At 27.8% G+C, this 22,790-nt stretch carries 25 protein-coding genes; 7 read left to right on the top strand and 18 right to left on the bottom strand.

Annotated elements, in window-relative coordinates:
- Positions 1–68 precede the first annotated feature (68 nt).
- The 3 genes from M4I33_RS04070 to chbG form a co-directional block, all read right to left on the bottom strand.
- Positions 69–1,283, bottom strand: coding sequence for an MFS transporter (locus tag M4I33_RS04070; protein WP_257915608.1), 1,215 nt, complete (start codon positions 1,281–1,283; stop codon positions 69–71).
- Positions 1,284–1,338: 55 nt separating this feature from the next.
- The gene (locus M4I33_RS04065; protein WP_257915607.1) at positions 1,339–2,520 is read right to left on the bottom strand and encodes an MFS transporter; all 1,182 of its coding nucleotides are present in this window, start codon (positions 2,518–2,520) and stop codon (positions 1,339–1,341) included.
- A 76-nt stretch (positions 2,521–2,596) separates the two neighbouring features.
- On the bottom strand, positions 2,597–3,331 hold the full coding sequence (gene chbG, locus M4I33_RS04060) for a chitin disaccharide deacetylase (protein WP_257915606.1): 735 nt from the start codon (positions 3,329–3,331) through the stop codon (positions 2,597–2,599).
- 101 nt (positions 3,332–3,432) lie between these two features.
- Between chbG and M4I33_RS04055 the strand changes: the two genes are divergently transcribed.
- Positions 3,433–3,897, top strand: coding sequence for a GreA/GreB family elongation factor (locus M4I33_RS04055; RefSeq protein ID WP_257915605.1), 465 nt, complete (start codon positions 3,433–3,435; stop codon positions 3,895–3,897).
- 12 nt (positions 3,898–3,909) lie between these two features.
- Here M4I33_RS04055 and M4I33_RS04050 read toward each other — a convergent pair whose 3' ends face one another.
- From M4I33_RS04050 to M4I33_RS04000, 11 genes are all read right to left on the bottom strand, one after another.
- Entirely contained in the window at positions 3,910–4,746 is an 837-nt protein-coding gene (locus M4I33_RS04050; RefSeq protein WP_257915603.1) for a MurR/RpiR family transcriptional regulator, read from the bottom strand.
- Between the two features lie 17 nt (positions 4,747–4,763).
- Positions 4,764–5,429 (bottom strand): N-acetylmannosamine-6-phosphate 2-epimerase, encoded by a 666-nt coding sequence (locus M4I33_RS04045; protein ID WP_257915602.1) that lies wholly within the window; start codon positions 5,427–5,429, stop codon positions 4,764–4,766.
- A 173-nt stretch (positions 5,430–5,602) separates the two neighbouring features.
- Positions 5,603–7,279: an immunoglobulin-like domain-containing protein gene (locus M4I33_RS04040; RefSeq protein ID WP_257915601.1), complete on the bottom strand. Its 1,677-nt coding sequence runs from the start codon at positions 7,277–7,279 to the stop codon at positions 5,603–5,605.
- 124 nt (positions 7,280–7,403) lie between these two features.
- Positions 7,404–8,471, bottom strand: coding sequence for a deaminase domain-containing protein (locus tag M4I33_RS04035; protein WP_257915600.1), 1,068 nt, complete (start codon positions 8,469–8,471; stop codon positions 7,404–7,406).
- Positions 8,472–8,559: 88 nt separating this feature from the next.
- Positions 8,560–9,909, bottom strand: coding sequence for an MATE family efflux transporter (locus tag M4I33_RS04030; protein WP_257915599.1), 1,350 nt, complete (start codon positions 9,907–9,909; stop codon positions 8,560–8,562).
- A gap of 4 nt (positions 9,910–9,913) precedes the next feature.
- Entirely contained in the window at positions 9,914–10,705 is a 792-nt protein-coding gene (locus tag M4I33_RS04025; RefSeq protein ID WP_257915598.1) for an ABC transporter ATP-binding protein, read from the bottom strand.
- A 22-nt stretch (positions 10,706–10,727) separates the two neighbouring features.
- A complete protein-coding gene (locus M4I33_RS04020; protein ID WP_257915597.1) occupies positions 10,728–11,735 on the bottom strand; it encodes an iron ABC transporter permease in 1,008 nt (335 codons plus the stop codon).
- Between the two features lies 1 nt (position 11,736).
- Positions 11,737–12,750: an iron ABC transporter permease gene (locus tag M4I33_RS04015; RefSeq protein WP_257915596.1), complete on the bottom strand. Its 1,014-nt coding sequence runs from the start codon at positions 12,748–12,750 to the stop codon at positions 11,737–11,739.
- A gap of 67 nt (positions 12,751–12,817) precedes the next feature.
- On the bottom strand, positions 12,818–13,759 hold the full coding sequence (locus M4I33_RS04010) for an iron-hydroxamate ABC transporter substrate-binding protein (RefSeq protein WP_257915595.1): 942 nt from the start codon (positions 13,757–13,759) through the stop codon (positions 12,818–12,820).
- Between the two features lie 239 nt (positions 13,760–13,998).
- On the bottom strand, positions 13,999–14,160 hold the full coding sequence (locus M4I33_RS04005; RefSeq protein ID WP_257915594.1) for a hypothetical protein: 162 nt from the start codon (positions 14,158–14,160) through the stop codon (positions 13,999–14,001).
- Positions 14,161–14,177: 17 nt separating this feature from the next.
- Positions 14,178–15,140: a tRNA-dihydrouridine synthase gene (locus tag M4I33_RS04000; RefSeq protein ID WP_257915593.1), complete on the bottom strand. Its 963-nt coding sequence runs from the start codon at positions 15,138–15,140 to the stop codon at positions 14,178–14,180.
- A gap of 128 nt (positions 15,141–15,268) precedes the next feature.
- On the opposite strand from M4I33_RS04000, the gene M4I33_RS03995 reads away from it, so the two are divergent.
- On the top strand, positions 15,269–15,589 hold the full coding sequence (locus M4I33_RS03995; protein WP_257915592.1) for a DUF3784 domain-containing protein: 321 nt from the start codon (positions 15,269–15,271) through the stop codon (positions 15,587–15,589).
- Positions 15,590–15,719: 130 nt separating this feature from the next.
- Here the strand turns inward: M4I33_RS03995 and M4I33_RS03990 are convergent, their stop codons facing one another.
- From M4I33_RS03990 to M4I33_RS03975, 4 genes are all read right to left on the bottom strand, one after another.
- Positions 15,720–17,957, bottom strand: coding sequence for a glycoside hydrolase family 3 N-terminal domain-containing protein (locus tag M4I33_RS03990; RefSeq protein ID WP_257915591.1), 2,238 nt, complete (start codon positions 17,955–17,957; stop codon positions 15,720–15,722).
- Between the two features lie 13 nt (positions 17,958–17,970).
- Positions 17,971–18,792: a MurR/RpiR family transcriptional regulator gene (locus M4I33_RS03985; RefSeq protein ID WP_257915590.1), complete on the bottom strand. Its 822-nt coding sequence runs from the start codon at positions 18,790–18,792 to the stop codon at positions 17,971–17,973.
- Between the two features lie 45 nt (positions 18,793–18,837).
- Entirely contained in the window at positions 18,838–20,148 is a 1,311-nt protein-coding gene (locus M4I33_RS03980; protein WP_257915589.1) for a PTS sugar transporter subunit IIC, read from the bottom strand.
- Positions 20,149–20,345: 197 nt separating this feature from the next.
- The gene (locus M4I33_RS03975; RefSeq protein ID WP_257915588.1) at positions 20,346–20,897 is read right to left on the bottom strand and encodes a hypothetical protein; all 552 of its coding nucleotides are present in this window, start codon (positions 20,895–20,897) and stop codon (positions 20,346–20,348) included.
- Between the two features lie 208 nt (positions 20,898–21,105).
- Here M4I33_RS03975 and M4I33_RS03970 point away from each other — a divergent pair, with 208 nt between their 5' ends.
- The 5 genes from M4I33_RS03970 (at position 21,106) to M4I33_RS03950 (ending at position 22,777) form a co-directional block, all read left to right on the top strand.
- Positions 21,106–21,600, top strand: a complete 495-nt coding sequence (locus M4I33_RS03970) for a hypothetical protein (protein ID WP_257915587.1) — start codon at positions 21,106–21,108, stop codon at positions 21,598–21,600.
- A gap of 24 nt (positions 21,601–21,624) precedes the next feature.
- Positions 21,625–21,882 carry a hypothetical protein gene (locus M4I33_RS03965; protein WP_257915586.1) on the top strand — a complete coding sequence of 86 codons (258 nt, stop codon included), beginning with the start codon at positions 21,625–21,627 and terminating at the stop codon, positions 21,880–21,882.
- An 86-nt stretch (positions 21,883–21,968) separates the two neighbouring features.
- The gene (locus M4I33_RS03960) at positions 21,969–22,292 is read left to right on the top strand and encodes a hypothetical protein (protein WP_257915585.1); all 324 of its coding nucleotides are present in this window, start codon (positions 21,969–21,971) and stop codon (positions 22,290–22,292) included.
- A gap of 55 nt (positions 22,293–22,347) precedes the next feature.
- Positions 22,348–22,491, top strand: coding sequence for a hypothetical protein (locus M4I33_RS03955; RefSeq protein ID WP_257915584.1), 144 nt, complete (start codon positions 22,348–22,350; stop codon positions 22,489–22,491).
- Positions 22,481–22,777, top strand: a complete 297-nt coding sequence (locus tag M4I33_RS03950; RefSeq protein ID WP_257915583.1) for a hypothetical protein — start codon at positions 22,481–22,483, stop codon at positions 22,775–22,777. The genes M4I33_RS03955 and M4I33_RS03950 overlap by 11 nt, the downstream gene beginning before the upstream one ends.
- The last annotated feature ends 13 nt before the right edge of the window (positions 22,778–22,790 follow it).

Raw genomic sequence — 22,790 nt, 5'->3', positions numbered from 1 at the left:
CCTTAAAATTAATATCTTTACAATAATATTCTTAAATACAAAAAAAATTCTCTAAATCTTAGAGAATTTTAATAAAAAGCTTTTTTATGTAATTTTAGATATATTAAAAAGATAAAAATAGAAAATATTAAAAGTCCAAAAAACAAAAAGTTTTTATTTATTTTATATATGTTTGAAGAAATTATAGGTCCTATTGCATAGCCTATAGATTCTGACGCTCCGACTACTCCAAACACAAAACCTTTTATATCTTTAATTTTTGAAAACCCTAATAGTGAATTTTGAAGTGCAGCATTTAAAAAGGTTGCACCTAAAAAATATATAGTTATAACTACAGCAAAAATTATTTTTCCTCTAACTACTCCTAAAGTAAATAAAGCTACTATCATAACTAAAAAAGAAATAAACATTTGCCTATCTATCCCTATTTTGTCACTTACTATTCCAGCGATTGGTGCAAATATCCCAAAAACAAATAGATAAATCGATATTATAGTAGATGTATAAAAGGAAGTGGCATGTAAAACTTCAAGCCCGTAAAAAGGGAAAATAGACCCGACGCACCCGTAAATAAAATCACCAAGTAGCGCAACAAAGCAAAGTAAAATAACTTTACTTAAAAGCTTCTTTTCTGTAAGGTTGTTTTTTATAACTTTGAGCCTACATAGTATAGGTTCTTTTGATTTCTCACATTTTTTTGATTTGTTCGTATCTTTTTTTATTTTAAAAATAATAAAAACTACTGTTATTAAAATTGAAATAAATGAGATCGAAAATACAATATTAAAATTATTAGTTAAAGATAGTATATATCCTCCTATAAAGGCTCCAATTCCTCCACCTAAAGTAAATACAGCTGATGCAAATCCTGTAGATTCTCCTATATGTTTCCCGTCTAAAGATCTTCCTAAAATCGAGAAAACTGCAGGAGCTGCAAGACCTAATATAGCTCCTTGAACTATATATAAAGAGCCACAAAGTATGTTGTTATTTATAAATATATAAGTTATAGGAACTAAAGCTAAAAGCGTTGTAGATATAACTAAAACTATCTTATCTCCTAAAGTATCTGTAATAATTCCAGAAGGGACTTGAACTAAAGCTTTAGAAAGTCCGTAAAGAGACATAAAACAACCTATTATAATAGTATCTAAACCAATATTATCAAAAAATAAAGGTAACACAGGAATAGTAAAACTATAGCTTATTCCAAAAATCAATCTATAAAAACAAAAGTTTCTAAGGTCCTTATTTTTAAATAATACACTTTCTTTTAAATTCATATAGTTTCTCCTTATGTTTTTCTAAGGTTATTTTTAGCCAAAAACTTAATAACTATTACTTCTTTAGATTTAAAAAATAAAATAAAGAAACTATTAGAGTTACAAAAAACAAACTTAAAAATAAAAGGTCTTTACTATAACTGTATAAATATGATGATATTAAGGGTCCTACAGCAAACCCTAAAGATTCAGCCCCTCCAACTAGCCCAAACACAAATCCTTTAGTAGATTCGTTTTTTGAGGCTTTAGATAATTCACTTTGAAGGGATGCGTTTAAAAAGGTTGCACCTAAAAAATATATTATTATAATTATTAAAAAAATTATTTTATTTCTTATAAAGTACAAACCTAGTAAGCTTAAACTCATCACAAAAAAAGATAAATTTAAATTCTTTTTATTTCCTATCTTATCTGAGACCATTCCAGCTATTGGCGCTCCTATTCCAAAAACTAAAAGATAAACTGATATTATAAATGAAGTGTAAGCTGTTGTTCCTTTTAAAACATCTGTACCATAAAAATGTATTAAAGATAAAATGCACCCATATATATAATCTCCTAAAAAAGCAATAGATGCTAAAACTAATGTTTTTCTAATAATTTTTTCTTTTTTTAATTCTTTTATTATAGACCTATTTTTAATTTTCTCACTTGAAGTCCTATAATTATTTTTAGGAACTAAAAATAAAAGGTAAATAAAAGATATAAATATTCCAAAAGAAGCTATATAAAAGACTAAGTCAAAATTGTTTAATCTGTTTACTATGACCCCAGAAATCAAGGCTCCGATTCCTCCACCTAAAGTAAATACTGCAGATGCAAAACCAGTACTTTCTCCTCTTCTTTTAGTATCTAAAACTCTAGCTAATATAGAGTAAGTTGCAGGGGCTGCCATCCCTAGTATTCCGCCTTGCAGTACATATAAACTTGCTGCAATAAAAGAATTTTTACTATAAACATATCCTATAGGTAAGATAGACATTAAAATAAGTGCAAACTTCAAACTTTTTTTATCTCCAAGTGTATTTGTAACTACACCAAAAGGGAGCTGAGTTATTGTTTTACTTATTCCATAAAAAGAAGCTATAGTACCAATTAAAATAGTATCAAAACCAATCTCTTTAAAGTATAGTGGGATTATAGGTAATATCATAGTATAGCTTATTCCAAATATTAATCTATAAACGCAAAAATTTCTTAAATCTCTATTTTTAACTATCAAATTATCTTTAAACATAAAAATCTCCTAAAATAAAATTTACTTAAAATACTTTAATTAATCTTATTCTGGGAGATTACATATTATAATCTTTTTAAATGTTTTTATAACTTATAAGTTCTATATTATTTGATTTTATAAACTCTTTTATTTCTTTAGATGTTAGTATTCTTAGCTCCTCTGCCCTTTTAATATTATAACTACTACCATTTAATAAAATAGAATCTACGTAAGCTGGATGTGTCATAATTTCAATCAAATCTTTATCTTTATTATTTTTAAATATCTCTTTTAGATTTTTTAAAGATACACCTTCATCATAAAAATCTACTATAAAGTTTTTAGAATGTTTAACCCCTTCTTTTTCTAAAAGCTTTTCGTAAAATTCGTTCATCCCTCTAAGCGGAATATTAAATTCTTTTGCTATTTCTATAGCTATTAAATATTGATTATATGTTGCACCAACGTGAAAATCTATATGAGTTGGTTTAAATCCTGTATCTAAAAATTTATTTATTTGAGCCGTGTACTCCCTTTTAATTTCTAAAACATCTGCTTTTTCTATAATATTCATATCTCTTATAAAAAAGCCATTTTTATCTACTATAGTTTTATGCCCTTTTATAATAGGTTTAGAAGCAGTCATAACTAAATGTATACCAACACTTAAATCACTGTTTTCTTTCATTAATTTTATTGCATGTTCAAAGCCTTCCATATTTACCATAAGTGACGTTGAACTTACAATCCCATCTTTAAATGATTCTAGTATTCCAATATTTTGTCCCTTGCTATACCCGAAATCATCTGCGTTTACAATCGCTTTCATCTTATCCCCTCCAAACATATTTTAACATATTCTCATTAAGTTCACTTTAATATCTTTATTATGCTATAATATTTTAGTAGAAATTTGTGGAGGTAATACTTATGCATAATACACTTACTAGAGAAAACATGGAAAAATTAAAAGAAGAATTAGAATATAGAATGACAGTTAAGAGAGCTGAAATAGCTAAAGAAAAACTTGTAGCTGCAGCTCATGGTGATAGATCTGAAAATGCTGAATACAAAGAAGCTTGCGCTAACTATAGAGAAAATGATAACAGAATACAATATCTTTTTACTATGATTTCAACAGCTACTGTAGTTGATGAACCTGTAGATAAATCACAGCTTGGAATTAATTCTAAAGCTAGAATTAGGTTTGTTGAAGATGATGATGAAACTGAAATAACTTTAGTTACTACTATGGATTTAGACCCTGAAAATATGCTAATTAGTATAGAGTCTGATTTAGGTAAAGCTTTATTAAATAAAAAAGCTGGCGATATAGTAGAAGTTTTAGCACCTGGTTACAATTACACAGTAGAAATAATAGAGCTTTTAGATTAAAAGCTCTATTTTTTATCTTTCTATAGAGTTTGTAGTTTTGATTTTATTTTCTATAGCTTCTTCGTATACTTCTTTTATTACTTCTGCATAGATTAATTCAACTAAAAACCCTTGAGGTAATTTTGACATAATAGACCCTGTCTCAAACTTTGTTTCTACTCCTACATAGCTTAAATTTACATCTGACATATCCATAATTGTATTTCTAACATTTGAAGTTATCGATATAATTTTACCTTTATTTTCTTTAACTAAATTTAAAGCTTCTATAAGTTCTTTAGTTTCACCTGTATGTGAAATACAAAAAACTAAATCATTTCTTGAAATTAAAGAGGACATCATAAGCATAGTGTGATTGTCAGTAACAGTAGTGGTATTTAAACCTATTCTCATAAATTTATAATTTGCATCCATAGCGGAAATTCCAGAGTTTCCAATTCCAAAGAAAAGTATTCTTTTAGAACTTAAAATCAATTCTCTAATTTCTACTATTTTATTAAAATCAAGTTCTTCAAAAGTCTTATCTAAAACCATTTTATTGCTCTCTAAAATAGTTTTTGAAGTGTTTTGAATACTTTCGTTTTTATCTACAGCTGCGCTTATTATACTTTTACCTTTTTCTTTTGAAATAACTTTAGCAAGGGTTACTTTAAATTCTTGAAACCCACTAAATCCAAGCTTTTTTGTAAACCTAGTAATAGTAGCTTCTGAAGTTTTTGCACCCTTTGCTATCTCTGAAATAGATTTATATACGCACTCACTTCCCTTTTCTTCTATGTATTCTTCTAATAATATATCGTTTTTACTTTTCTTATAATCATTTTTCTTTATTCTATCTATTATTCCCAAAGTCTTCCCCCTTAAACTTAATTCAAAGCATCTACAAATCTTTTTGTAATTTCTTGAGGTCTAGTTATAGCACCACCAACAACTGCTGAAAATGCTCCGCTTTTATAAGCATCTTCTAAATCTTTTGGACTATGTATTCTTCCCTCTGCAATTACTGGAATTTTTAAATTTTTATTTAATTTACTAATTAACTCTAAATCAACTCCTTTATTTTTATTTGAATAATCTGTATATCCTGAAAGTGTTGTTGAGACACAATTTGCGCCTAATTTTTCAGCTAAAATCCCTTCTTCAAAGTTTGCTATATCCGCCATGACTAAAACACCTTTTGAATGAATTAAATCTATTAAATCTTTAAGTTTTTCACCATTTGGCCTCTTTCTATTTGTACAATCTAAAGCTATCATCTCGCAGCCTGTACTTAATAACTCCATAACTTCTTTTTTAGTTGGAGTTATATAAATATCAGAATCATCATAAGCTCTTTTTATTATTCCAATTACAGGTAAGTTAACATTTTTCTTTATTTCTAGAATATCTTCTACACCTTGCGCTCTTATACAAACTGCGCCTCCCATTTCTGCTGCAATTGCCATCCTTCCCATTATCATAGGACTATGCAAAGGCTCCTCTTTAAGGGCCTGACAAGATACTATTAAACCACCTTTTATTTTATCTAACATAACCTCTCACCTACTTTACATTTTATACTTACATAATAAACGTAAACATTTTCATTTGCAACTATTTTTGAAAATATATTTTCATTTTTATCTTATTATGAAATTTATTTTCATATGTTTTATAATTTTCTGTATATAAAAAGATGCTACAAAAATTGTAGCACCTTTTTAATCTATCCTATTAACTTCCACGAACTATCACTTCCTGGAACAGAAGTTGTCCACCACAAAGCTTCATAAACCTTTCCTTCATACCTCACTTTCATTCCTGAGGTGCAGACCATTCCGTCTTTATAATCTACAGTACCGTCTGGATTTTGTGAGTTTACTTTTTCCCATGCAGCTGATGTATCTGGGGCTTCTCCTTTAACCCACCATTTGCAAACATACTCTTCTCCTTTAAATATAACTTTATCTCCTGTGTTATAGATTTTATTTGGATCGTAATTATCTTTGCTTGGGTCTGGTTTTGCTTTTACTTCTATAGTAATTTTCAAAGTTGTTTCAAGACCTTTACTATCAGATACTTTATAAACTATATCATAATATCCAGCTTTCCCTGTATCAACCTTTCCTGTAATTTGAATCTTTGAAGTTAAATCCCCATCTTCTTTATCTATAGCCTTAACCCCGTCTAGAGGATTAAAATTATCTCCTACATATATAGTTTTACTTTGAGCTCCACTTATAACAGGTTTATTATTAACTTCTACAGAGCCTCCATCTGTAAACTCTTTGCAGATATTAGTAAACTCATATTGATTTTTTACTCCACTGTTATTATCAAGTTTAGCATCTCTATTTAATGACCAAAATGAAACCATTCCAAGTCCATTTAATTTTGCATGATCTACTACTAGCTTTGTCCAATCTGTAGTAAATACTGGGTGAGCTGAACCTTCAAAACCTATAGATGGTGTAGTACCAATCTTTCTATAACTCTCTGCATCTGTTAAATCTATATTTGCATACTTTCTAAAGTAATTTTTTAATTGATCTTTAGTAGAATCAACAGCTCTTAAAGATGCAGTTCCATAGTTTTCTCCAGGGTTTAAAGAACTTGAGCCGTAGCACATAGTCATAATATTTACAAGTTCAATTTGTACTCCTTGACTTAAGTAAGCTTCTAAAACATCTAACTGTACGCTTGTTAAACCGCTAGGTAAAACTGGCAAAGTTAAAACTATATCTACTCCTGTCTCAGCTTGAACTTTCTTTATAGCTTTTGCATTTGCTATATTTTTCGTTTTATCTTGCGCTCCACCTTCTATATCTAAATCTAATCTAGTTAATCCATATCCTTTAACTAATTCCATATAAGTATTATATAAAACATCTACATCTTGAGTAACTTCCCAAAAAGGAGTTCCGTTTAATCCCCCGAAAGATACAGTAACATCTCCGCCTACATCTCTAAGTTCTTTTATAGACTTTTTAATTCCATTATATTGGCTGTTTTCTCCCCCGCTTTCACTTAAAACAGAGTATCCACCCCATCCCCAGTTTACTTTTCCATTTTGTACTCCTGAAGTCCCTTGAATAAATCCTAAATTAAAAAATTTTACTCCAGTGTCTTCGTATATTTTTTTCAAATTAACAGTTCCGTTATTTGAGTAATCAGGATTGTTAATCCAAGATACCATATCAACATAAGGCGAATAAACCTGACTTGGCCACTCTATACCTTGTCCCACACCAAAGCTTTTGTAAGCTTCAGCTTTTTCTAGTGAATAAGCTTGCTTATCTTCTGCATAAGCCTTGTCCTTTTCTAATACTGGTAAAATTCCTGTAAAAACAACTGAAGTCACAATAGTTACGGCAATGATCTTTTTTAATTTTTCTTTTTTCATTTAAATCCCTCCATAATTATTCTAAAGTAAACCTTTCCATTTAATTATAATATAGTAAATTTTTCCATTCAATGGTTTTTTCAAATATAATTTAATTTATAAAAAAAAAACTATGGTTTAGGGTTTACTTTTCACCATAGCTTTTTTGATATTTTATATTTACTTTTATTTTAGGATATCTTTCTTTAAATTGACTTATAACATAAAGGCAGCTAGGACAAGGCTCCCATTTACTATATAAATCTATCACTCCAAAGTCTTCTAATTCCTTTTTATCTATTTTTTTAGAAATAGCTTCAAAAATCTTTTTTTCACTATCATTTATCCTTCTATAACCTACTCCTAATTCCCCAAGCTTATTTACCTTAGAACTAAAAAATATAGCGTTTTCTTTAGATACTACTTTGCAATAAGACTCTATATCGTTTTTTCCACTAACTGCTTTAAATTCTTTATCATTAAATTTTGCAACAGCAATATTTATAGAATCACCTAAGGTTTTACTTTGATTTATCTCATGATATTTTTCTTTTTTTATAATATATTTATCTAAAGATTTTATAAGCCTTTTGATTCTAGGAATATCAGATTTTAAACTGTTATGATATTCTACTGTTCCTAAATCTGATTTTATGTAATTTTCATTTAAATCTTCTAAAATATTTATTTTAACTGTATTTATCTCTTTTTCTTTATCATATAAAGATTCTTTAAAAGAAGTTTTAGGAATCATTTTTTTTATAAGTTCTATATCTTTTGAGTAAATATAATCTTTATCAATTTCTCTTTCTAAATCTCTTATAATTAAAAAATCTTCTTTTAGAGTCATCTTTTCAGTAGAACTTTTTATAATTTCTATTTTACTTAAAATCTTTGATACATCTTCTCTTTTTGAAATTTTTCTCTCAAACTCTACTCTATTTATATTTAAAATATCTATATCTTTAAATATTTTATTTAATTTTTTATGTTCTTTTTCAAAAATCAATATATTATTTATATATAAGAAAAAATCTTTTATATCATCTACTTTGTAAGTTATACCTTTTTTAAAGTCTTTATAAATTCTTTTTATAACTTCCTCTTCTAAAGTAAAATCTTCTTTAAACTTTTCTAAAGTATAGCCGCACCTTTTTATATCTTCTAAGCTACCTATCTTTATCCTATTTCTTTTTTTATTTATCTTTTCCATAAGCTTTACTATCTTTCTTTAATTTTCTTTTGCAAAACAAAAAGCCCTCTAAAATTATAGGGCTTTTTAATTATATATTATTTTCTTTTTAATTTATACAATTTAAATTATTTTTTCTATCTTTTATTATCATAATTAAAACTGTAACCATAGCTAATATATCTGCTAAAGGCTGAGATGCAAATATACCAAAAATATTAAATACCTTAGGCATAAAATATAATATAGGTAATAAATAAATCACACTTCTTGTAAGACTTAAAAACATTGCCCTTTTTGAATAACCGATAGTTTGAAAATACACAGTTCCTAAAATAACTATTCCGATAGTTGGTAAAGTTATTAAATTAATGCTTATCCCATATTTAGCTAAGTTTATTAAAGCTACATCATCTGAAAATAGCCCTATAAAAAATCCTTTAAAATTCAATATAATTATAAGCCCAATGCTTAAAAATCCTGTAGAGAATGTAATTGCTAAATAAAGAGCTTTTTTAGCTCTATTATAAAGCTTTGCTCCTATATTATAGGCTATTATAGTTTGCATACCTTGGCTTAACCCGTAAACTGGCATTAAGAAAAGAAGCCCTATAGAAGTTATAGCAGTCATTGCACCTATAGCTAAATCTCCCCCGTAGCTTTTTAAAATTATATTTGTTACTACAAATATAAATCCAGTTGCAATTTCCATTAAAAATGGAGTTATTCCAATTTTAATAATATCTTTAACTAATCTTTTATCGAATTTAATATTAGATAATTTTAACTTAATTTTAGATTTTCCAAATGTAAAATAATAAGAAGACCAAAGAAATATTAAAACTTGACATATAACAGTTCCAATTGCAGCACCTGCTATTTTTAAATCAAATACAAAAATAAATATTGGGTCTAAAATCATATTTAATATGCAACCTAAAACCATCATATTTGCAGCGAGCTTTGGATTTCCTTCTGACCTTATAGCACCGTTTAAAGCAAAACCTGGCAAATTAAGTATAGAAAATAATAAAATTATTATCATATAATCTTTTGCTAAAGGAACAGTTAAATCACTTCCTCCAAAAAAATATAAAATCTGATCTAAAAAAGTAATATTTATAACTATTATAAATATAGCTGCTAAGATTTCTAAAAATACAGTAGTTCCTAGATACTTTTCTGCTAAATCATTATTATCTTCACCGAGTTTTATAGATATATTTGTATTTCCTCCAATAGCTATAGCAACGCAAAAAGCCCCTATTATTGTAAATAAAGGCATAGCGACACCTAAAGCAGATAAAGCTTCAGCCCCGCCACTTTTTATAGATCCAACAAAAGCTCTATCTATAGTGTTATATAAAGATGTTACAAGCATAGCTACAATAGATGGAATAGAATATTTAATTAATAAGCTTATTATTTTATCTTCTTTTAAGTTTATTTCCTTTTTCATAAGACTAACTTTCCAATGCCATATCATATGTAATTAAAACAGGTCTATTATTTCTAGGGTCATTTACTATCTCTCCATCTATATTAAATAATTCTTTTAAGTTATCTTTAGTCATAACGTCAAAAGGAGTACCACAACAAGAAACCTTACCTTTTTTTACTCCTATCATATAGTCTGCAAATCTTGAAGCGTTATTTAACTCATGAATTACCATAACTATAGTAGTTTGATGTTTTTCGTTAAGTTCTTTTAAAAGTTCTAATATTTCTAATTGGTGAGCTAAATCTAAGTAAGTTGTAGGCTCGTCTAAAACTAATATATCTGTTCTTTGTGCAAGAGCCATAGCAATCCAAGCTCTCTGTCTTTGTCCTCCAGATAAAGCTTCTAAAGGTCTATCTCTAAATCCTTCTATCTTTGTTGCTTTAAGTGCCCAGTCTATAATCTTTTCGTCATCACTTTTCATTTTAGAAAATCCACTTTGGTGAGGAAATCTACCGTATGAAATAAGTTCTTCTACAGTTAATCCTTTAGGTGCTTTAGGTCCTTGAGGCAAAACTGCCATTTCTTTTGCTATATCTTTAGAACTGCTTTTATTTATACTTTTTCCGTTTATTAATACGTCTCCACTTTTGGCTTTTATGATTCTTGCTATTGTTTTTAAAATAGTTGATTTACCAGAACCATTTGCCCCTATTATAGTTGTTATCTTTCCTTTTGGAATCTCTATATTTAAATTCTTTACTATATCAATATCGCCGTAAGATATGTTTAAATCTTTTGTTATTATAGAATTCATCTCTTTTACCTTTTCCTTTCTATTATTCTTTAACCATTAAATATATAAAGTATGGTACTCCAACTACAGCAACAACTATCCCAACTGGAATTTCTAAAGGTGCTATTAAGTTTCTTGAAATAGTATCACTAAATACTAATAATAAAGCTCCTATAAGTGCTGAAACTGGTATTAACTTTTTATGGTTAGGTCCAACAAGTTTTCTTCCTATATGAGGAGAAATAAGTCCTAAAAATCCAATACTTCCAGCAACGGATGTAGAAACCCCAGCTAAAATTACTGCATATATAATAAGTTTTCTTCTCTCTTTTTCTACGTTTACTCCAAGCCCTATAGAAATATCATCTCCAAGGTTTAAAACATTTAAATACCTACTTTTATAAAATATAAGGCCTAAACAAACTACTATAAAAGGTAGTATTGCTATAACGTATTTGTAATTTGCACCCCATATACTTCCTGTAGTCCAAGCCATTACTCTGTTAAATTCTTGAGTTGTAAATCTTAGTTGGAATATTGTTAAAATTGATGTAAATGCTATGTTTATTCCAATACCTATAAGTAATAGCCTTGATGAGTCTATACCGTCTTTATAAGCTAATATATAAACTAAGAAAGCTCCAAATATAGCACCTAAAAGTGCTACTATAGGCATTGTAAATATAGTTAAATTACTTACGCCTTCATATACATTTCCATTCATAAAGTATATATAAATAACAACAAAAAGAGCTGCACCTGAATTTATTCCAAGAATACCTGAGTCTGCAAGTTCATTTTTAGTTACTCCTTGAAGTACTGTTCCTGAAACTGCTAACGCGATTCCAACTAAAATACCAATAATAATCCTTGGTAGCCTTAAATTGAATATAACTATATTTTGACTCTTACTTCCAAAGCCAAACAAAGTTTTTATAACATCTGTAGGGGTAAGGTTTAATGAACCTAAGTTTAAACTAACTACAACCGAAACAAATATTAACCCTAATAAAACTAAAAGAGTTATTATAAATCTTTTATCTTTTTTCATTTTACTTATCCCCCTTTCTAACTAAATATATAAATACAGGAACACCTATAATCGCTGTAATAGACCCGATTGGAGTTTCGTAGGGCTGATTTATCATTCTAGCTATAATATCACTAAATACTAATAAAACTCCTCCATAAACCATAGATAAAGGTATTATAAATTTATAATCCGCTCCTATTATTTTCTTTATTATCTGTGGAACTATAAGTCCTACAAATACAATATTTCCAGCTACTGCAACTGATGCTCCAGTTAAGACTATAACTATTAAAATAGATAAAAATCTTATTTTGTTAGTATTTTCTCCAAGCCCTATAGCAACTTCTTCTCCTAGGCTTAAAATTGTTATTTTCTTAGATAAAAGCATAGCAAAAACAAATGCTATTCCCCCAAGTATAACTAGCATTTTAACGCCTTCAAAATTTGCACTAACTAATCCTCCTTGAATCCAAAAGCTTAATTCCTTTGATAAATTAAAATACATAGAAATTCCCATAGCTAATGAAATTAAAAGAGTTCCAAGTGCAGTCCCTGCAAGAGCTAATTTAACTGGATCTACTTTTTTTCTTGATCGGCTACTAAAAAAGTAAACTAAAATACCACTTATACTAGCCCCTAAAAATGCAAATACCATAAGGCTAAAGCTACTTATAACTAAGTCTTTATAAACTCTTTGAAGAACGAAAGCTATAGCTATTGCAAAAGTAGCTCCTTGAGTAATCCCTAAAACTGAAGGCTCTGCAATAGGGTTTCTAGTTACCCCTTGCATAATAGCCCCAGCTACTGATAAAAATCCTCCAACTAAAAGTGCAGCTAACGCTCTTGGGACTCTTACGTCTCTAATTATTTTAGTATTTATATCATCACTGTTATTAACTAAGCTGTGAATTACTGTATTAAAATTTATATCCTTTGCACCTAAAGAAATGGAAATGAATATCCCAAAACCTAAAAGTATTAAGCCAACTATTAATAAAATAATTACTTTAGATTTTTTATTTTGTTTACCCAAAACTCCTTAACCTCCTAAATAGTAAATTAATAAAGGAGTAATTATTTAATTACTCCCCTAAATCTTATTATTTTTTTATAATCTCTTCTTTTAAGTTATCTAGTAAAATTTCTCTACCTATAGGATTATAAGCTTGACTAAAGTATGGACTTGCAGGTAATTCTGTAACTTTAGAATTTTTAACTGCTTTTATCTTATTCCAAACTGAATTTGATTTTAAAGAATCTAATTCTGATTTTGTTCCTATAACTATTAAGTTATCAGCATCTATTTTTGTTAACCCCTCTAATGAAACTGTAGGCAGTGTAATACTATCTTGCTTTGGCATATTTTTAGGTTGTTTTAATCCCATATCTTCTTTTAAAACAGTTCCTATTCCACCTTCTGTAAATACCATAAATTGTCCTGATGTTGCTAAAACTGCTAAATACGTTTCGTCGCCATTTGCTTTTTTAATTTCATCACCAACATTTTTAGCTTTTTTATAGTATTCATCTAACCATTTTTGAGCTTCATTTTCTTTATCAAATAATTTTGCTACATCTTTAAACTTAGCTTCCCAGTCGTTTGATTTATCTTCAAGCATAACTACTGGTGCAACAGATTTTAATTGATCATAAATTTTTTCTTGTCTTGGAGACATAATTATTAAATCTGGCTGCAATTCTATTATAGATTCAACGTCCATAGTATCCATCATAGAATGACCTACTACTTTTGAACTTCCTAATTTATCTTTAACGTAAGCTGGAACTTTATCAGTTTCGTATGAATCAACATTTGCTGTTCCAACAGGTGTATATCCTAATAAAACTAATTCTTCACTGCTTCCTGAAATATCTACTATCTTTTTTGGATCTTTTGGAATTTCAACTTCACCTTTAACTGTTTGAACTTTTCTAGTTTCGCTTCCTTCACTCTTAGAATCTCCACCTTGTGAACATCCAACAAAAACCCCTAAAGTTAAAACTACTGTACATGCTAATAAAATGTTTTTTATCTTTTTCATTTTCCCTCTCCCGTTTCTTCTTTTGATATTTATTTACCGTTGTTATTGATAATTAATATCATATTATGTTTGTATAATATCTTATTCCTATACATTTAGTCAACATTTTTTTATCAATTTATCATAAAAATTTTGTTTTATCTTTGTTTTTATAATATTTTTACTATTTTTATTGTATTTTTTAATATAAATTATCTTTTTTAAAATAAAAAAGCTAGTATTTTCATACTAGCTTTTTCCTAATCATCGCTACAAACACAAAATGAATGTTGTAATTTTACGTATTCTTCATTTGAAAGACTTTTTAAATATTTATCGTAGTGATCTTCTGTGCAAAACTCTCCGATTTTGTTTTTAAATGAGTTTTCATTAAGTTCTTTATTACAATATTTACACTTCAAAGGTTTCACCTCCTAGTTTATTCATTATAAAAAAGTCCAGCTCCCTTAATTATTTCACTTTCTCTAAAAAGACTATTAACGGCTTCTAAATAATCTGAAAGCTTTTGTGACTTTTTAATTTTTTTTGCGTATTTCTTATTATCACTAAAAATATAAATCATATATCCCCAAAGTTCTTTCATTCTAAAAATTGCATTTCTATCCTCATTAAAAACTTCTCTATATGAGTTAAATATCTCATCGTGAAACTCTTTTAAAACTTTTTTATCTATAACTTCCCCGTCTTTTATTTCTTTAAGTAATCCTGGATTTGCTAAAATCCCTCTTCCTATCATAACTTTATCTACGCCTTCAAATTCTTCTTTAAACTTTTCTATATCATTCTTTGTAAAGATATCACCGTTATAGCAAACCTCAGCTTTACTAAGCTTTAATGCATCTTTAAATACTTTTAAATTAGGAGTGTTTCCATAAAAATCTTTTTGAGTTCTAGGGTGAATTATAAGCTCGTATACAGGATATTTGTTAAATATTTTTATAAGCTCATAAAACTCTTCTGGGCTATCTTTTCCAAGCCTTATTTTTAAAGATATTTTCATATCTTCTATTTTATATATCTCTTCTAAAAATTTATCAAGTTCTTCTCTTTTAGCTAAAAACCCTGAACCTCTTCCTTTAGCTACAACAGTTCCTGAAGGGCACCCTAAATTTAAATTAACTTCCTCGTATCCAAGCTTTTTTAACTTTTTACAAGTTTCTATAAAACCTTCACTATCGTTAGTCAAAATCTGTGGAATCACCTTTATCCCCTTATTATTTTCTGGTAAAACATCTCTAAGTTCTCTAGTTTTTAGGCTTCTGCTTTTGTTTGGTACTATAAATGGCATAAAATATTTATCAATATTATCAAAATATTTTTTGTATGCATTTCTATATATAAATCCAGTTATACCTTCCATAGGTGCTAAATAGTATTTCATTTATTATCTCCTTTGTTTATCTATTTACTAAAGTCATTATATCAATGTTTTTTTTACTTATCTATAGCATTACTTTTTACCAAATATATGGTAAAATTGTATTAATATTATTTTAAGGAGACATCTTTATGGGATTTGAGGTTTTAATTCCAATACTAATAATACTTTTATTTATAACTATAGGGATATTTTTATCAAAAGGAAAAGGGATATTTCTTATAGCTGGCTTTAATACTATGAGTAAAGAAGAAAGAGAACAATATAACCTATTAAATGTTTGCAAATTTATGAGTAAATTTTGTTTTTCTATAGCTTTTTATATTCTTCTACTAATAATAAATACTTACTACGAAATTAAAGGTATGTCTGTACTTGTACCTTTTTTAATTATTGGAACAACACTTTATTCAGTAATCTATCTTAACGTATCTAAAAAGTTTAAAAAATAAAGCTTGAATTCAATTCAAGCTTTATTTTTATATTCGCTCTATAAAAGCTAAAGTATAATCACTTATAGATTCTTTATTAATCTTTTCTGATACAACGTTACTTATAACTTTTGCTTTTATTATATCTAATTTATATTAATTCAAAAGTCCTTTCTAAATAGTCCTTTGAATTTTTACCTACCATAATTTTTATATTTCCACTCTCTGCTTTATTTTCTAAATTTATATCCCAAATTTTAAAGTCATCTATAGTTAAATAAAAGTCAACTTGAATTTTTGACCTACTCTTTACTAAAACTTTTTTAAATCCTTTAAGTTCTTTTGTTCTTCTTGTGATAGATGCTTCTAAATCCTTAATATATAACTGTACAACTTCAAATCCATCAAAATCACTATCATTATATAAATCTACAGTAACTTTTAATTTTTCACCTTTTTCCATACTTTTAATAGACATCTTTTCAGCACTTAATTTTAAGTTACTATATAAAAACTTTGAATAGCTAAGCCCAAACCCAAAATGATAAAGAGCTTCCCCCTCCATATCTATATAATCCTCTTTTTGTCCACTATCTTTCCCATTATAATAACAAGGTAATTGCATTGAGGATATCGGTATTGAAACAGATAGCTTGCCACTTGGATTGTTAAGTCCAAAAATAGTTTCTGCTATAGCTTTCCCTCCGTAACTTCCAGGATACCAAGCACAAATTATAGAATCACTATACTTAACTATATCTTTTATGCTATGAGGTCTTCCTTGAATTAATACAGTAATTACTTTAGTCCCGGTACTTTTTATCTCTTTTATTAAATCAACTTGATTTTTTTCTAAATCTAAATTTGCTAAATCAACGTTTTCTCCGCAATTCATATCAAACTTATCATAAGAAGTTACTACTGCCCCATTACTTTCAAAAGACATCTTAAAGTTTCTAGAACTTGAGCCTCCTAAAACAACTATAGCTACATCTGATTTAGCGGCTAAGCTAGCTGCATTATTTATTCCATTTTCTATAAATGACCTTATATTACAACCTTTTTCATAGAAAACTTCTATATCTTTAGAAACTATATTTTTTACTCCTTCTAAAACAGTTATTATATTTTTTTCATCTTGTGGCGAAGTATAATCTCCTAATTGATTATATTTGTTATCTGCATTAGGTCCTACAACTGCTATCTTTTTTACTTTCTTAAGAGGTAATAAATCATTATTATTTTTTAATAAAATTAAGCTTTCCTTTGAAATAGTCTCGTTTAATGTACTATTTTCAAACTTTAAATCTATATCTTTCTCTTTATTAAAAAGTCCTAGTTTATTCTTTAAATCTAAAATCCTATAAACTGCTCTATCAACATATTTAATATCTAAAACTCCGCTATCTACAGCTTTTTCTATAGAAGTATATATATCATCCCATAAACTTAAATCTACTCCAGCTTCTAATGCTAGCTTTGCAGCTAATTCTACATTTCCACTTAAAAGAAGCAGTCTATCTAAAGCACAACCATCTGCCATTACAACGCCTTCAAACTTATATTCATCCCTTAAAGTATCAGTAAGTAACTTTTTGTTGATATGGCAAGGTACTCCATCTATTTCGTTATATGCTGCCATAAAACCTAAAGCACCACTTGATACGCCACTTTTTACAGGTGGTAGAAATATTTCTCTAAGTTCTCTTTCTCCTATACTTGCAGCTCCTGAGTTATGTCCTCCTACAGGTTCCCCTTGCGCACAAAGGTGCTTTAATACGACTGTAACTCCATTTTCGTTAGTTTTATTATTAACTCCTTTAACTATAGCCTCAGTATATTTTGAAGATAAATAAGGGTCTTCACTATAACACTCTTCTGCTCTTCCCCACCTTGGATCTCTTAACACATCTAGAGAAGATACTAATGCTAAATTTACTCCTTTAACTGCTATTTCATTAGATATTTCTTTAAATACATCCTTTACAAGTTCATCATTCCAAGATGATCCCATCCCTAAACTACAAGGATACATTTCTCCGTTTAAACCTTGATGTCCGTGAGTGCACTCTTCACTAAATAAAACAGGTATTTTTAATCTAGTATTATTAGAAACATACTCACGTATCATATCTATAACTTTCTTACTATCCTCTTTGCTTATTCCGTTTGGAAAGCTTATTCCTGACCATGCATCAGCTCTTAGTACTCCATATATAGCACCTATTCCACCTCCCCACTTTACGTGTTCTTTAAACTCATCAGTTAACTCAAATTTATCTCCTGTTTTCTTATAAACATTCCATCCATATAACTTTTGATTTAACTGACCGACCTTTTCTTTTAATGTCATACTTTTTATTAAGTCTTTAATATATCTATTTCCCATATATATCTCCTAATCAAATTTCTTCTTTATTTATATAATTAGAAACCTTACTATTTATAAATTTAATTCTCTCAACATCAATTTCATGTAGCCTATTAAAAATTTGCTCTAAAACAAATAATTGAGACATCTCTGTTATTAGAGTACTTCCTTCTTCACCTAAATCTTTTCCTGCAGTATATAAAGTTATATCACTAATTTCTGTTATTAAAGATTTTTTGTTATTAGTTATTCCTATTATTTTTGCACCATTTTTCTTTGCAATTTTAAGGTTTTCTACAGTTTGTTTAGTTTTTCCTGAAATACTTAATCCTATTGCTATATCATTTTTTGAAGCTACAGATGCAGATAAAACTTGCGTATAATTATCTGAACTTGAAAAAGCTTTATGTCCCATAGAATTTAACCTTATTTGAGCTCCTGTTGCTGATAGTCCTGAAAAGCCAACTCCAAAAATAAAAATTGTTTCACTACCCTTTATAAGACTTGCAACTCTATTTATATCATTATAAGTTGATAGATTTAATGTATCTTTTAGCATTTCTGAGATATCTCCAAATGCATTTGATATACAATTTTCATCTTTAATATCTTTTTCGCTTTTTATTTCTTTTGAGAGATTTTTCTTGAATTCATAGTAGCCACTATATCCAATTCTTTTACAAAACCTTAAAATAGTTGTCTCTCCCACCTCTAAAGTATCTGATAGATCTTTTATACTCATATAAGATACTTCTCTATAATTTTTTATTATATAAATACCAACTATTTTTTCTTTTTTAGATAAAATTGAAAATAAACTCTTTATATTTGTGACTATACTAACTTCTTTCATTTTTAATCTCCTTAATTTGATATTTAATAATCTTAAACAGAGTAATTATTTTTTATTCTCTAATTCCTGCTCTCTATTTGCCATAAGTACAAATGGAATATAAATAATTACAGAAAGCACTAAAAGAATAGTACTTAAAATTGCTGCCCTATAATCGCCTCCTGTTGCTAAAAATGCAGATATAACTGGAGGAGTTGTCCAAGGAACTAATGCTACAGTTTTTGAAACAAATCCAAGAGCCGTTACATAATAAGCTATTATAAGATTAAGTGCTGGTACTAATACTACTGGAAGAATAAATATAGGATTTAATACTACTGGCAAGCCAAACATTATAGGCTCACTAATATTAAAAACACTAGGAAGTGCAGCTAGTTTACCTATTTCTCTGTGGTCTGACCTTTTAGATGCAATAAATATTGCTATTACTAAAGAAAGCATGCATCCGCCACCACCGATTAAACTATATGAGTTTATAAAAGGTTCTGTAACAATATTTGGCACAGCTAGTCCCGCATTAAATGCATTCATATTTTCTTGTATTGCTGCTAAAAGTGTAGGACTAGTTATAGGGCTTAATATACTAGAGCCATGTATTCCAAATGCCCATAATAAGTTTGAAATAAATGTTATAAAAATCATTCCACCAGGGTTTTGCACTAAACTTTGTAAGGGAGCTTGTATTAATTTACTTATTAATTCAGGTATACTAACGCTAGAGATTTGATTTATAAAAAATACAAGTACAGAAAATACAGTTAGTGTTATTATTGAAGGAATCATAACATTAAATGATTTTGAAACACCGTATGGAACAGCATCTGGTAATTTTATTTTTAATTTTTCATTTCTAGATAATTTGATAAATAGCTCTGTTCCTAATAAACCAGCTATAATTGCTAAGAATAAACCTGATGATGATATATTAACGCTACTTATAACTCCAGAAACAGTTATACTATCTTTTAACCCTTCAGGAACTATAGTAATCGCTTGTGGAATCATAGTTGCCATAACAGATACTCCTATAACTCCTGCATTAACTCCATCTTCATCATACGATTTTGCAAGATTATAAGATAAAGTAAATGCAAATAAAATAGCTAATATTCCAAGTGTTGCATTATTTGCTATTACTCCTATTTCTTTATATTTATCCAAATTTACAAAAGACTTTAAAATACCATTATTTGAATCTAAAACTACATTATTTAATAAAACGAAAATTGATGCACCTATAATCAATGGCATAAGTACAATAAATCCATCTCTTATAGCACATAAATGCCTTTGCCCTGCGATTTTACCTACTACTGGCATAATTTTATCTACAAATTTATCAATCTTTGAACTCATAATTAACCTCCACTTTTTATTGATGTACATCGTTTACATCTACAGTTTAAGATTCTCTTAACCTATAGTCAATAAAAACTCCTATTTTTTTATTTATGTGGAATATTTATTCCTTTTTTGCATCTGAAATTTTTATTATTTCAATTCCATATACAATTTAGAAACTTTTTTTCCATAAAAAAAAGGCTTATTAAAGCCTATTTATAATAACTTATCCACTCTTCGCATATTGAAATATTTAAATCTATAAGTTTCTGATACATTATTAATTCACTATCATAATATTGATTTTTTATGTTTGATTTTTTTTCTAGCCAATCACTTTGAGATTCACTAAAACTTTCTATTTCTTCATTCAAAGTTTCTTCTTTTAATTTATTAAAGAGTCCATTTAAAAGTTCTTCACTTAAATTATAAACGACCTTTGCACTTTGAACTTCATTTATGTTATAGGAATTTAAGGTTTCTAAAAGAAGCTTATAACATTTATATAATCCCTTATCTTCCAAGCTTATTTCTTTAGCTTCATTTACTTTATCATAATAATCTTTTTGTATATTTTCATAAATATCTACTGCCTTGACTTTGTTTGCAGCTACTTGTAAGTTTTTTTCATTATCATGATAAAATAAGCTAATTAATGTAACTATTCCAACAGTTGCTACAAATATAGAAGCTAACATATAAACACTAAAAACTTTCCCATAACTTTTTTTAAATTCTTTAATAAACCCGCACTTTTTTTTCATATACATATCTCCAAATGTAAAAAGATATTAATTTAACATCTTGCATTAATAAATATTATACACTGGTTCAATAAGTTTTTTCTACAATTTTTTATTTATTTAGACAAAACCATAAAAATGAACATTTCAACATAATTATTCATATATTAATACTATATAATTATATTTTTTATAATTATTTTTCACTAAAAAAAAAAGGATGATCTTTATGAGTGAAATAACAAAATTTATCACTACTTTTAGCATTGACGAAACAGGCTATATGTATAATATAACGCAGCCTACCCCTCCAGAAACCTATACTGGCAAAGGGACTCTGACTGATTTTTTATCCGGTTTCATATATAAGATAGAAACATTACCTATATCAAACATTGACCCTCCTTCTATAATTTTAGATAAAAAAAGAGAAGGAAGTAGATTCTATCCATATGAAACACATATTCTTAATTCTAAAAGAGGTTGTAACTATAATCTAAATTTCAAATATAAAAAAAATACAAGAGTTTTAATTAAGGGACTTATAAGTTTAAATTTACCACCACCTCATTATATAAAAGTAGAACTTTATGAAATTATTTCAGAAAGTGAAAAAATTTTTATAGGCTCTTCTTTTACTAATGAATTAGGTGAGTATTATTTTAATTTACCTATTAAAACTAATTGTAACTATGAAATGTTAGCAAGTTATACTGACTTTTAAATATAATAGGGAAGAGTAAATTTTATGAAAAATTGTGTGAATAAAAATGGCAAAAGGCTTATAAGTGGTTATGTTTCAGACTCAAACAATAATCCTGTTTATGACTCAGTTGTTATACTTTATGTAAACTATATAAACAAAAGAAATATAGAAATAACTGAAAAATTAGCTTACACTACTACTAATTTATTTGGAGAATTTAGCTTTATAATAAATCTTTCAGATTATCCGGAAAGTACTTTTATAATTGAAGCTAACAATCCATTTAAAGAAATATATTAAATTATTATGTAACAAATTTTAAGTATTTCCATATTATATTATTGGGAATAAAATTTTTCCCAAATATTTTTAGAGGTGAAATTTAAATGGCAACTATTAACGTACAAAAATATACTACTGATGCTGCTATATCTGTAGCTAATCTTGGATATTATTATGATGTAACTGGAATGACAGCTCAAAACAAACCAACTCCAGATGGATCTACAGTATTTAATGTAACTATCCCAGCTGGATACACTTACAACGAAGGATTCCAATTCTTCTTAACAGCTGCTCCTAATACTCCTGTTAGTAATGTTACAGTAGATGATACTACAACTCCTGGAACATTAATAGTAACTTGTGCATCTACTTCTAATTTAACAGCTTCAACTGCTTATACAATGAGCTTTAATTTAGCTGCTTAATATAAAGTTTTAATATAGGAGTAGCTTTTTGCTACTCCACCTTTTAGGAGGTAAAATGGATACTAATATGAATTCCTTTATTATAGATTATCTTATTATTGATGATAAAAAATATGAATATCTTGATTATGAATACATTAAAAAATACAAGAAAATAACTATGAATATAGTTTTAAGAGGTAATGAAAATGAAGCATAGTATAGCTAGAGTCCCATCTTCTTACTTCTATGAGCATAAAACTGCAAATGTTTGTTTAAAGGTTAATAATTTTGAAAGTACCTTAATAGATGGAATAGTTTTAGACCCATTTGGAGTTCCTGTTCCAAATGCTGGAATAGAAGTAATTAGAGTTTCTAAGGATAATAATGAAGAAGAAACTATAGGCTGTATTTTTGCAAATGAATTCGGTAAATATGCTTTTACTCTTAAAATACTAAAAGGTTACTTTTATAAATTTAAATTATATACAAAACTGGAACAATAAAAAAAGAGAATTT

The sequence above is a fragment of the Clostridium sp. LY3-2 genome (assembly GCF_024705715.1).
Classification (GTDB): Bacteria; Bacillota; Clostridia; order Clostridiales; family Clostridiaceae; genus Clostridium.
The sequence above is the reverse complement of the archived record's forward strand: the minus strand, read 5'-3'. Positions and strand labels throughout refer to the sequence as shown.